Source organism: Halarcobacter mediterraneus (assembly GCF_004116625.1).
In the GTDB taxonomy this organism is placed as follows: domain Bacteria; phylum Campylobacterota; class Campylobacteria; order Campylobacterales; family Arcobacteraceae; genus Halarcobacter; species Halarcobacter mediterraneus.
The window spans coordinates 199752-212066 of sequence record NZ_NXIE01000002.1; the positions used below are offsets into that span (position 1 = coordinate 199752).

At 28.1% G+C, this 12315-nt stretch carries 16 protein-coding genes; 5 read left to right on the plus strand and 11 right to left on the minus strand.

The window, feature by feature from the left end; genetic code table 11:
* Positions 1–49: 49 nt before the first annotated feature.
* Positions 50–1117 carry a class II fructose-bisphosphate aldolase gene (gene fbaA, locus CP965_RS05170; protein WP_129061011.1) on the minus strand — a complete coding sequence of 356 codons (1068 nt, stop codon included), beginning with the start codon at positions 1115–1117 and terminating at the stop codon, positions 50–52.
* A 15-nt stretch (positions 1118–1132) separates the two neighbouring features.
* Positions 1133–1957, minus strand: a complete 825-nt coding sequence (locus tag CP965_RS05175) for a peptidylprolyl isomerase (protein WP_129061012.1) — start codon at positions 1955–1957, stop codon at positions 1133–1135.
* A gap of 193 nt (positions 1958–2150) precedes the next feature.
* Here CP965_RS05175 and hsrA point away from each other — a divergent pair, with 193 nt between their 5' ends.
* Positions 2151–2831 carry a homeostatic response regulator transcription factor HsrA gene (hsrA, locus tag CP965_RS05180; protein ID WP_129061013.1) on the plus strand — a complete coding sequence of 227 codons (681 nt, stop codon included), beginning with the start codon at positions 2151–2153 and terminating at the stop codon, positions 2829–2831.
* A gap of 28 nt (positions 2832–2859) precedes the next feature.
* Complete coding sequence (locus CP965_RS05185) at positions 2860–4155, plus strand: sensor histidine kinase (protein ID WP_129061014.1); 1296 nt, start codon at positions 2860–2862, stop codon at positions 4153–4155.
* On the opposite strand, the gene CP965_RS05190 is transcribed toward CP965_RS05185, so the two are convergent.
* The 3 genes from CP965_RS05190 to ahbA all read right to left on the minus strand — a co-directional run bounded on the left by CP965_RS05190 (position 4152) and on the right by ahbA (position 6048).
* Entirely contained in the window at positions 4152–4583 is a 432-nt protein-coding gene (locus tag CP965_RS05190; protein ID WP_129061015.1) for a CoA-binding protein, read from the minus strand. The genes CP965_RS05185 and CP965_RS05190 overlap by 4 nt on opposite strands.
* Before the next feature lie 66 nt (positions 4584–4649).
* Positions 4650–5036, minus strand: a complete 387-nt coding sequence (locus tag CP965_RS05195; RefSeq protein WP_129061016.1) for a hypothetical protein — start codon at positions 5034–5036, stop codon at positions 4650–4652.
* Positions 5037–5046: 10 nt separating this feature from the next.
* Complete coding sequence (ahbA, locus tag CP965_RS05200) at positions 5047–6048, minus strand: siroheme decarboxylase subunit alpha (protein WP_129061017.1); 1002 nt, start codon at positions 6046–6048, stop codon at positions 5047–5049.
* Positions 6049–6171: 123 nt separating this feature from the next.
* Here ahbA and CP965_RS05205 point away from each other — a divergent pair, with 123 nt between their 5' ends.
* Positions 6172–6573, plus strand: coding sequence for a DUF3605 domain-containing protein (locus CP965_RS05205; protein ID WP_129061018.1), 402 nt, complete (start codon positions 6172–6174; stop codon positions 6571–6573).
* Positions 6554–7186, plus strand: a complete 633-nt coding sequence (locus CP965_RS05210) for a Crp/Fnr family transcriptional regulator (RefSeq protein ID WP_129061019.1) — start codon at positions 6554–6556, stop codon at positions 7184–7186. The genes CP965_RS05205 and CP965_RS05210 overlap by 20 nt, the downstream gene beginning before the upstream one ends.
* A gap of 21 nt (positions 7187–7207) precedes the next feature.
* On the opposite strand, the gene CP965_RS05215 is transcribed toward CP965_RS05210, so the two are convergent.
* The 6 genes from CP965_RS05215 to CP965_RS05235 form a co-directional block, all read right to left on the minus strand.
* Entirely contained in the window at positions 7208–8929 is a 1722-nt protein-coding gene (locus CP965_RS05215) for a nitrite reductase (RefSeq protein WP_129061020.1), read from the minus strand.
* Positions 8930–8971: 42 nt separating this feature from the next.
* The gene (locus CP965_RS14105; RefSeq protein WP_164970996.1) at positions 8972–9133 is read right to left on the minus strand and encodes a hypothetical protein; all 162 of its coding nucleotides are present in this window, start codon (positions 9131–9133) and stop codon (positions 8972–8974) included.
* 15 nt (positions 9134–9148) lie between these two features.
* Positions 9149–10567 carry a cbb3-type cytochrome c oxidase subunit I gene (locus tag CP965_RS05220; RefSeq protein WP_129061021.1) on the minus strand — a complete coding sequence of 473 codons (1419 nt, stop codon included), beginning with the start codon at positions 10565–10567 and terminating at the stop codon, positions 9149–9151.
* Positions 10557–11231, minus strand: coding sequence for a c-type cytochrome (locus tag CP965_RS05225; RefSeq protein ID WP_129061022.1), 675 nt, complete (start codon positions 11229–11231; stop codon positions 10557–10559). The genes CP965_RS05220 and CP965_RS05225 overlap by 11 nt, the downstream gene beginning before the upstream one ends.
* Positions 11232–11246: 15 nt before the next feature.
* Positions 11247–11573 carry a hypothetical protein gene (locus CP965_RS05230; protein ID WP_129061023.1) on the minus strand — a complete coding sequence of 109 codons (327 nt, stop codon included), beginning with the start codon at positions 11571–11573 and terminating at the stop codon, positions 11247–11249.
* A 113-nt stretch (positions 11574–11686) separates the two neighbouring features.
* Entirely contained in the window at positions 11687–11872 is a 186-nt protein-coding gene (locus CP965_RS05235) for a hypothetical protein (protein WP_129061024.1), read from the minus strand.
* Positions 11873–11991: 119 nt separating this feature from the next.
* Between CP965_RS05235 and CP965_RS05240 the strand changes: the two genes are divergently transcribed.
* Entirely contained in the window at positions 11992–12315 is a 324-nt protein-coding gene (locus CP965_RS05240) for a c-type cytochrome (RefSeq protein WP_129061025.1), read from the plus strand.

Consider the following 12315-nt stretch of genomic DNA (forward strand, 5'->3'; position numbering starts at 1 on the left):
TTAATTTATAAAAAGAAAACAAATAGTTTTGCTTTCTTTTTATATTAATTTAGTTCTTATTTAAAGAACAAAGATCAGAAAATGCTGTTTCCAATCTTTTTATCATAGATTCTTGACCTGCTCTTAACCATTTTCTTGGATCATAATAAGACTTATTAGGTTTATCTTCACCTTCTGGGTTACCAATTTGTCCTTGTAAGTAATCATGGTTTTTAGATTCAAATTCTCTTACTCCATCCCAAAATGCCCATTGAGTATCTGTATCAATATTCATTTTTATAACACCATAATCAATAGCTTCTCTAATTTCTTCTAAAGCAGAACCTGAACCACCATGAAAAACAAAATTAACTGGTTTAGTAGAAGTATTGTGTTTTTCTTCAATATATTTTTGTGAGTTGTCTAAAATCTTTGGACTTAATACAACATTTCCAGGTTTATATACTCCATGAACATTACCAAATGAAGCTGCAATTGTAAAATTATTAGAAACACTTTTTAATTGTTCATAAGCAAAACACACCTCTTCAGGTTGAGTATATAATAAAGAATTATCAACATCACTATTATCAACACCATCTTCTTCTCCACCTGTAATACCTAACTCAATTTCAATCATCATATCAAGTTTATTCATTGTCTTAAAATACTCTACACACGTAGAAACATTCTCTTCCAATGACTCTTCTGATAAATCTAACATATGAGAAGTAAATAAAGATCTACCTGTTTTTTCAAAATGCTTTTTTCCTGCTTCAAGTAAACCATCAATCCAAGGTAAAAGTTTTCTTGCCGCATGATCAGTATGTAATATTACAGGTATTCCATAAGCTTCTGCCATATTATGAACATGCATAGCTCCACTTATTGCACCTAAAACTGCTACATCAGCAGTTTTAAGACCTTTTCCTGCAAAAAATTGTGCTCCACCATTTGAAAATTGTATAATTACTGGTGAATTTACTTTTGCTGCTACTTCTAATACAGCATTGATAGAATCTGTTCCTACAACATTAACAGCAGGAATAGCAAATTTATTCTCTTTTGCATAAGCAAATAATTTTTTTGCCTCACTTCCACTTAAAACACCAGGTTTAACAATATCTAATACAGCCACTAATTTCTCCTTCTATTATTTAATTACGATTTTTGCTTTATCTCTTAATTTGTTAGCTTCAGATTGTAATTTATCTGAAAACTTTTTTTGTTTTATTACTTGTTTTATTCTTTCTTGTATTTCATTATATGCTAAGTTTTTCTCAGCTTCTTTGTCTTCTAAATAAATAACATGATACCCAAATTGTGTTTTAACTGGTGTTTTTGAATATTTTCCAACTGCTAAAGCTTTTGCAGCTTTTGAAAATTCTGGAACCATTTTAGTCTCAGGAAATTTTCCTAAATATCCACCTTTAGGACCACTAGGACCTACTGATTTAGTTTTTGCTAATTCTACAAAAGTATCTTTTTTATTAGATGCTTTATCTAAATCTTTAATGATATCTTTTGCTTCTTTTTCAGTTTTAGTTAAAATATGTCTAGCTTCTAAAGTTGCTGGAACTTTAAATTGTGCTTTATTTTTATTGAAATAATCTTTTGCTTCTTTTTCAGTAACAGTAATTTTTTCAGACTCTTTTTTTAGCCAAACTCTTAAAGCTAAATCTTGCTTTAGTTTTTCTAAGTTTTCTTTATACTCTTTATCTTTTTCTATTCCATTTGAAATAGCTTTTTTAGTAAGAAGCTTATTATTTATAATTTGATCTAAGATTTGATTTTTATTCTTTTTAGGTAAAGAGTCAAAATTAATATTAGGATTACCTAATAATATCGCTACATCTTGTTTTGTAATTTTGTCTCCATTTACAGTTGCAACAACATCTGAAGCGCTTAATGTCCCAGTTGTAAGTGCTACTGCTGTAATAACACTTGAAACTATTTTTCTACTTGTAATTTTAATCATTATAATCCTTAATAATTTTTAGTTTTCTAATTTTATCTTTATTTTATTAACATCAAGTTAACTAATTCTTATTTACTTTAAATTTCAAAATTTTCCTTAAAAAACCTTTAAATTTAAAAAAAAATATGATATAATACGCCCCAAAATTAAAGTTAACTTAAATTTAAGTTAAAAAGCTATAAGGGAATTCTAAATGAGAATATTAATTATTGAAGATGAAATCACGCTAAATAGAACTCTACAAGAAGGTTTAACAGACTTTGGATACCAAGTAGATGCTGCTGAAAACTATAAAGATGCAGAATACTTTATTGATATTAGAAATTATGATTTAGTATTAACAGACTGGATGTTACCAGATGGTGATGGTATAGAATTGTGTAAAATTGTAAAAAACAGAAGTTCAAGAACAGCAGTTGTTATTTTATCAGCAAGAGATGATAAAGACTCTGAAATTGAAGCTTTAAAAGCTGGAGCTGATGATTATATTAAAAAACCATTTGATTTTGATATCTTACTAGCAAGAATAGAAGCTAGATTAAGATTTGGTGGAACAAATATAATTGAAATTGAAGATTTAGCAATCAATCCTGACGAAGAAAAAATTGAATATAATGGTGAAGAAATTGAATTAAAAGGTAAACCTTTTGAAGTATTAACTCACCTTGCTAGACATAGAGATCAAATTGTATCTAAAGAGCAATTACTAGATGCTATCTGGGAAGAACCAGAATTAGTTACTCCAAATGTAATTGAAGTTGCAATTAACCAAATTAGACAAAAAATGGATAAACCATTAAATATTTCTACTATTGAAACAATCAGAAGAAGAGGTTACAGATTCTGCTACCCTGATACTGACGAAGAAGCATAAGAAGATACACCTAAAAGGTTAATGGCGTATGACACAAGCGAAGAGCATTTATAAACAGTTTTACCAAAAACTTATACTTGCAACTTCGCTTTTTATTATTATACTTTCATTTATTTTTTATGGCTATACTAAATCAACTATCTATGAAGAGCTTAAAGAGTCTCTTCTTTCTGATGCTGAACTAATTTTTAAAATTAGTCAAAATGCAGATGCAAATTCTAAAAACTTTAATATTATTACCCATAAAGGTATAAATGTTGATATGGTCACGCTAAAGCATTTTCCAGAAATTCCATATACTACATTCAAAATTAATGATGATCACTTTATGCAAATTTTATACCCTTTTAATAAAGATAAAAAACAATATATAAAAATTGTAAAAAATATTAACTCTTCAATACAAATGTTAACAAAAATCTTTAATAATATATTATTAATTTCTTTTGGTGGATTAATAATGGTTGTCTTATATGCATTTACTGTTTCAAAAACACTATTAAGGCCAATTATACAAATTACAAAGAACTTATCTAATATGGATGAGAATTACCTTACTCAAATAAATAAAAAGAACTTACCTATAGAGTTTCATCCTTTAGCTAATTCTATAAATTCATTAACAACTAGAATTGAAACAAATATTAAATTTAAAAAAGAACTTTTTATAGGGGTTGCTCATGAATTGAAGACTCCTCTTGCAGTAATGAAGCTAAAAAACGAGGTAACTTTAATGAAAGATAGAGAGCCTCAAAAGTATAAAGATACTTTAAAATTAACAATTGAACAAATAAATGATATGAATAAAATGATTAGTTCAATTTTAGATATTGGTCGAGCAGAAGGTGCACAATTTGAGAAACCAGAAGAAATAGATTTAGTTCAGTATATGCAAAGAAAAACAAATGACTACAGAATGTTAAGTGCTAAAAAAAAGATAGTTCTAACATTTTTTTCTAATGTAAATCACCATAAAGTAAATATTCAAGCAACTTTATTAAATCAAATAATTCAAAACTTTGTCCAAAATGCAATAAAATTTACTCCAGATGATAAAGCTATTGCAATTAGATTAGAAAAAACAAAAAAAACAACAACTATTACAATTACTGATGATGGAAGTGGAATCGATGAATCAATTGACCTTTTTGCTCCTTTTAAACGAATGGGAGAAGAAAGTGGCGCAGGATTAGGTTTATTCTTAGCAAAAAATGCAGCAGATGCTTTAGGAGCAGAAGTTTCTCTAAAAAATAGAGAAGATGGAAAAACTGGATGCGTTGCTACTTTAATTTTAAATAACAAAACATCTCAGAAAAAAGATTAATTAAAAATATTATTGTGTTCTATTTTAGTACATTTATTTTGTACTACTTTCATTCCTGTTTCTTTAGCTTTATTCGCAGCTTCATTATTTACAAGTCCTAATTGAGTCCAAACAGTATCAACGTCACCTCTATCAATGGCTGCATCAACAACTTGCCCAATAACATCTGGTTTTCTAAAAATATCCACCATATCAACTTTAAAAGGTATTTCTTTCAAACTTCTATAAACTTTTTCTCCTAAAATCTCATCTTCTTTAGGATAAACAGGGACTATTTTAAAGCCTGCATTTTTTAAATATTTTGCAACTTTATTACTTGCTTTTTCTTCATTTGGAGATAATCCAATGATTGCAATTGTTTTTGTATTTTCAAAAATTTCTTTTATTTCTTCATTATTACTATTTACTGAAGGGAATTCACACTCCATTTGCTATCCTTTAATTCTAATATTTTTAAATATTAGCAAAATTAATGTTAAAGTAAATCTAAAAATCTATTCTTGAATATCTATAGGAATATATTTTATGCATCTTGCACTAAAAAAGTCTCTTGAATAATTAGGAGATGAAAACATATGACTATTTAAATCCCAGCCATTTTCCTTTTCTATAATTATACTTTGAGCTACTTTCCTTATTGCTTTACTTTCACAAATAACTTTTTTACCCTCATTAAAAGTTTTTTCAACTTCATTAATTCTAGATGAAGTAATACTATAATGAGTTACTACTAATAAAGATAAAACAGCTCCAACAATTATTGAAGATCTCTTCCATACTCCTTTAGCTATAAAAGGTCGTGTAGTAACTATTAAAGTAACCACTAAGATAAAAAAAGAGATTGCTAAATACCCTGCTTCTAATTTAAAAAAAAGTTCCATTTATTATTCCTTATTTAATAATATATTTATTTTCCCATTTGGTAAAAGCATCAGAAAAATATTTAATTCTTACTTTTTTAAACTCTCTAAAAGAGTGTAAAGGCATATATTCTCTATACTCTATTTCACTAGCAATATTATCTATTATATTTTGTGTTTCTTCATCTGTTTTACCATGTATCATAGTAAATAAATTATAATTCCATGTTGAATATTTTGGTCTTAAATAGCAATGCGTAACAGCAGTAAAAGAAGCTGCTATTTTTCCCATAATATCTGCTTTTTCTTCATCAATATTCCAAACAACCATTGCATTTGAATTAAAGCCTGCTTTTCTATGATTTAAAATAGTGGCATACCTTCTCATAATCCCATTATCTTGAAAAGCTTCTAAAATAGAAAAGAACTCATCATAACTCATATTTAGTCTTTCAATAATGTCTTTAAAGGGTTCTTTAATAATTTGTAAATCATCTTGTACTTCTTTTATTACATCATAATGTTTTTTTTCTAAAGTCATTTTTTCATATTTTTTTTGAGAAACTATCTCTTTTTTGTTTGCATTATTCGTTGTATCAAGTTTAACTGCAATTTTAAATAGTTTTAAAGTAGGTAATATTATAAAATCTTTTGCTGATGTAAGTTTTGCTAAGATAGAAACTAATTCTTCCAAATTAGTTTTTGATGTGGGAGCAATAGCCAGAGTAAACCAAATATTATACCTATGATTTCTCTCATAATTATGAGAGATACCTGGATGAGAATTTAATATTTCTACAGCTTTATCAATATTATTTTCTTCTATTTCAAAAGCAACTAAAGAAGACTTATATCCCAATTTTTTAGTATCAAATATTGCAGAAGTTTGTCTAATTGTACCCTTGTCTTTTTCTTCTAAAATTACATCTAAAACATCTTTTTCATTTATATTTAATTCACTTGCAATATTTGCAAAAGGTCTTTGTGTAAAAGGAATACCTTTTTGTATTCTGTATAAAATTTCATTTTTCATTATTCTTCTCCATAATGTTGAAAAGTATATCACTTAGAGAAGTTTTTTCCATTGACTTTAATCAATAATTAGAAGCCAAGTTTTTATTATAATAAATTCTAAATCTAAACTAAAGAAGTAAAAATGAAAAATTATTTATTATTGGCAGCTTTCTTAGGAATATTTTTATTCTTAAGTATCTCAGTTATGAAAGAAGGTATGCCCACATCAAAAAATGAAAGAGTTTATAAAATAGTTCAAAACTATATGCCTTATTATTTAGAAAAAAGAGTTGGTGGCTATTCTATTGTTCATAAAGAAACAAAAATAAAAGAAAAACCTCCTGCAAAAGAATTATTTATAAGATTAGAACAACTAGAAAAACAGTGGGCAAAAAAATTCCTTAAACTTGAAAACTCAACACTTTATATTTTAAATGAAAAAAATGAAAAGATAAAAGGAATACAATTAAAAAATAAAGATGAAATACTTTGGGTAAAAAATTATTTCAATCTAAAGGATTTAAATGAAAAAGAAATTAAGTGAAATTTATTTATTCAAAAATCTATCAGATGAAGTTTTGGAACAAATGGAAGATTTTACTTCCATTTTAAAACTTTCAAAAAACAATATTCTTTTTTATGAAGGTGATGAGTCTAAATATTTATATCTTTTAACAGATGGTATTATCAAGCTATATAAAACCTCTTCAAATGATAAAGAGATTATCTTAAAGTATTTTCATAAAAATGAGTTAATTGCAGAAGTTGCAAACTTTGAACAAATACCCTACCCTGCAACAGCTCAATCTTTTACTGATACGGAATTACTCAAAATTGATTTTGAAAAATTAAAAGAGTTAATATTTTTAAATCCTCAATTATCATATTTAATTCAAAAATCTTTAATTCAAAAAGTTAGAAACTTAGAAAATCTTATTTCTTTACATTTAGTTTTGGACTCAAAAAAACGTGTTGCAAAATATATATATGATAATGCTGATGATTTTTTTAATACAAAAAATTTGAAAATTGCAGAAATCTTAAATATATCTCCTGAAACTTTTTCTAGAGTATTAAGTTCTTTGAAAAAAGAAAAAGTAGTTGACACTAAAAATAAGATGATTAATAAAGAAGCATTAAAAGAGATATATACCTAAAAGTATATATCTCCTTATATCTTAAGCTCCTGGAATAGTTTGTCTATGTTCTACTGAATAAGTAAAAGTAGGAGTTGTAAGATTATTTATATATTTAATAAATCTTCCTGTATCAGATTCATAAATACCAATTCTTCCTGTTGTCCATTCTGAAATCATAGTCCATTTTCCATGATTTGCTGGTTCAGCATGAAGTAATCTAGGTTGTACAGGTTCTTTAACTTTGTCTCCTGTTTTAGTTGAATATTCAACAACTTTATCTTTACCAATTTTTGGATTTGATTCTGGGTAAGTTATAGTTTTATATTGAGTTGCATCCCAAGTTTGTAGTACTTTCTTAGTTTTTGCATCAATTAATTTACCTTTTTTCTTACCAACTTTTATTATTCTATCAGTTTCTAAAGTATCTTTATTTATTAGGTGAACTTCATTATAATTTTCTGGTTTAGCAAGTACAGTATCCGCCCAAATATATGGAGTATGATGTGAAGTACCTACAAATAATCCACCACCTGACGTTGGAACTTTTTTAACAATTTTCCAATTTGAATCCCAAATAACTACAGACCCTATATTCATAGAAACAGTAGCATGATATTGTTTTTTATTTTTCTTACTATACCATGAAGATCCTTGTCCAGGATGGGGTTTAGTTTTTTCTCCTGTATAAACTTTTGCAGCAAGATTTTTCTCTTTAAAATCCACAATTCCCATTACATCACTTCCTTGTGAAGCAATCATATAATATCGTCCAAAATCTTCACCTTCATCTTCATTTAAAAAGGCATCATGCAAAACTTTACCAATATTTGGGATATCTCCTACAATAGGGAAATCAGGTTTAGAATAGTCAATAATATATACTCTACCCGCATCTTTTAAAGCTAATGCAAAATATGGTCCATATGGAGTATCAGCTAAAGAGGCAACCCTTGAAGCTTCTATTTGTCCTTCTGTATTAATTACAGCAGATGTATCATAAACTTTTAAAGGTTCTAAAGTCATTGCATCACAAAGTACAGCTCCTCCTGGAGTATAATTTCCTGCAATAATATATTTTCCATTAGGAGATACTGCTAAACCTCTTGATTCAAACCCTACTTGAACTGAAGCAAGAGCTGGTTGACCTGGTGCAGCAATATCAAACATTGTTAATCTTCCAGATCTTGATATAGAATAAGCATATCTTGGATTCTTTTTATTTGTAACTGTTACGTGAACAGCAAAACCAGCTTTATGTCTAGATAAAACTTTTCCAGTAGTACTATCAATAAAATCAACTAATGATGCATCTCTTTCAGTAGCAAAAGTAATATCTAATACAGATTTTGTATCAACAGCTTTAGGATATTTTTTTAGTAATTCTTCCCTATCAACTAGTTTTGTCCATGTACTATAAATTTGATCAAAATCTAATTTATATTTAACATTATTTTTCCAATTCATTAACCAATCAACCATGCCATCTGCATCATCTTTTGAAAACATATGTTTCCATTGTGGCATTGCAGTATTTTCAACACCAGCTAAAATTGCATCACGTAAAGTATGTCTTTCTTTCTTCTTCAATGCAGCTGGTCTTAAGTCTGAACCAACACCTCCTTGATGTATTGGTCCATGACACCCTTGACACTCTTTTTCATAAACAGTAGGAAAGTCCATTTTAGAAGTTCCTGCAAATAGTAATGGAGTACTTGTAATAGCTACAAGAAACATTATTCTAAAGTTCTTAATAAATCTCATCTTCTTCTCCTTCTAGATTCTTTTATTAACTATGTTAGTTGCCTAACTCTCTTTTGCCTCTTCTTCTAATCTCTTCTTTTCAGACTTGTAAATCCAAAACATTGGAAGTACAATTACAGTATGAAGAAATAAAGTTAGAGTTAGAGGTCCTTGATTAAGTGTGCCAAAAAAACTTGGCACAACATCAACAAATGCTTCAAACATTATTCACTCCTTATTTTATATTGTTACTTGTCTATATCTTTTTGATATCGTTAATAAATCTTTTATTAAAAATAAAAAACCAATAAAAGTTACGATACCTAATGCAAGTCTCCAGCCTAAGCCCTGCACAAACCAAACAAGATTTTGAGATACAAAAAAAGCTTCCCATGTAGCACCCATTTGTGCTCTTTCAACGAGAACTTGTCCATATCCAGCAACTGTTAAAGAAACAGTCATACCTAAAACACCTATAGTAATTAAAGAAATTGCCATCTTTGATGCAAAGGTAGATTTCATTACTTTAATGCCATTTTTACCTTGAACTCCTAAATAAAACATCCCAATTAATATCGTTGCATATGCTCCAAAAAAAGCAAGATGTCCATGAGCTGATGTAAATTGCGTACCATGAGTATATATGTTTACTTGAGGTAAAGTATGAAAGAATCCCCAAACACCTGCTCCTAAGAAGTTCCCAAAAGCATTTGTTACAAACCATGCAAATGCTGGTGTATTATTCATTGTTTTTTCATTAGTATCTCCTTTAAGTCCAGTTTCTTTACCCCAGTCATAAATTACATGAACGAACATTGCTACTAAAGGAACAGGTTCTAAAGCTGAGAATAAAGCACCAATTTCCCACCAATATTCTGGTGTACCTATCCAAAAATAGTGATGTCCTAAACCAAGAATCCCTGAACCAAATAACATAGCTACTTCAATCCATAGCCACATTTCAACAACTTCTCTTCTTGCACCTATCATTTTGATTAATCCATATGCAGCTAAACAACCAACAAAAACTTCCCAAGTTGCTTCAACCCATAAGTGAATAACCCACCACCACCAATATTGGTCCATAGAAATATTATCAGTAAAAAACATACCTGCAAGATATAAACCTGCTAAAGCTAAAACATCTGCCATTAGAACAGTCATAATTCCTGTTCTTTCACCTTTCATTGCTGTTGCAAAAAGATTAAAAACAAAAACTAAAACAACTACTACTATTCCTATATCTGCCCATCTTGGAGCTTCAATATATTCTCTACCTTCATTAATAAACCAAATTGTACTTTCTTCTGCTGGACCAACTTGTACTAAAATGTAAACAAGAACAACTACTGTAACAGCAGCAGTTAATATATAAAATGCAATTTTTCCAAGTTTGATTCCAACTGTTTCAATTCCAGTTTCTTCAGGAATCAAATAATAAACAGAACCTATCATTGCATAAAGCATCCACACAACTAAAGCATTAATATGAACCATTCTTGCAACTGAAAAATCAAATGTTTCAAAAAGAAAACTTGGATATAAAAACTGTGTTGCAGCAATAAGTCCCATCATTAACTGTGCTCCAAATAAAATTGCAGCTACAATAAAATAGTTAATTGCTAACTTTTGAGATTCAAATTTTAAATTATTTACCATGAATTGCTCCTGTTACACCATCAGTTGACATTCTTCCAAAATTTCGTGGGAAACCATTAGTATCAATAGATGACATATGTTTTAAAAAGGCAACTAAGCCCATTGCTTCTTTTTCTGTAATCCCTAAATTAGGCATCATTCTTTCGTGAGAAGGATATAAAGAAGGATTTTGCAAAAATTTTGACATTGCTTCTTCTTTTGTTTTTGAATTAGTCATAGGTATATATGAACCATTAGGTCCCCATGCAGGGTCTAACCATGCTTTTGTTAAATCTGGTGCATAATATGCTCCATTACCAAGTAAGGTATGACAATTCATACAGTTTTTAGCTTGTGATGCTAATTTTCCTAAATGAAGAAGTTCTCTTGCTTCTTCTTTTGACCAATTATCTCGACCAAAGAATTTCTCTTTTTCACCAATAATAGGCACCTCATGACCTCTTTTTTTATCCATTTCATAAGTAATCTTATAATTAATTACAGTAGGAGCTGGTACTCTTTTTGTAATACCATTTTTTAGGTCTTCATCTGTTCCCATACTAATTTGTCCTAAAGAATCAAAGGTAAGCCAAATTAATAATATTGCAGCAAAACCTGTTACCCATCCTGCAGACCTTCTCCAAAAAGGAATACTAGTCCACACAGAAACAATTTTTTTCGACATTTCTGCCTCCTTTACCTATTGTTCGTATCTTTTTTCAGCTAAAAGATTTATGTAATAATATAGATGTGGTAATATTAAATAACACACCATAGTTACCATCAATGCCTTGATAGTAAAATCATTACTCTGAATTTTTATTGCAACAAAATACATACAATATGTTTGAAATGCCCAAAAAACATAAGCAAAGGGTTGATATGCTTTTTTTAGCTTTTTCATTTTTACTAAAGTATATATTGCAACATAAAATAGTCCAAATATTAATACAAAAGAAGAAGCTAAAAATATTGGTAGAAAATCTTCTAAAGCAATTTCTGGTCTGTTTATCAAGATCGGTTCCATTTTTTCTCCTTTTTATATAAATATTAAGAACTCTGAAAGAATTTTATTCTAAACCATAATTAAAAAAAATGATATAAATCAATTATTAAAGTATTTTCAAAGTTTTAATACTTTTATAAGTAATATAAACCTATACCTAAAACTAAAGAAAATAAAATTGTCAAAAAAACTGTAATAAAATTATAAAATTTATCAGATATCTTTATTTTTTTTTCAATAAGCTCTGTAACTTTCATTGCTGGGTAAATCATAAAAACAAGTAAAACTATACTATACACAAGAATCAAAACTACATTCATATTCATTCCTTTAAATAATCTTATAAATAAAAGTTTATCTTTTTATTTTATTTTTTTATTGACAAGGGTCAAGAAACAAACTTATTTATTATGTTAAGATTCTTAAAAAAAGGCTTATTATGGTACTTCTAAAGTTATTTATTTATTTAAGTTTTCTTATAACAATTTCTTTTTCATCAAATATTAGCAATAAAGTATTCAAAGAGTATTGCTGGGGATGTCATCATGAAACATCAACTGCCTTTGGACCTTCTTTTAAAGAGATTGCTAATAAAAGAACAGAAGGAGAAATAAAAGGTCATATAGTTGCTCCAAAATCCACTTATAAAAACTTAGGTTATAAAAGAAGTGTTATGCCTAGTTTTGGAAATGTATTATCAGATGAAGAATTAAACTCTATCACAAAATATATACAATCATATAAAAATACAAAGGTTAAATAA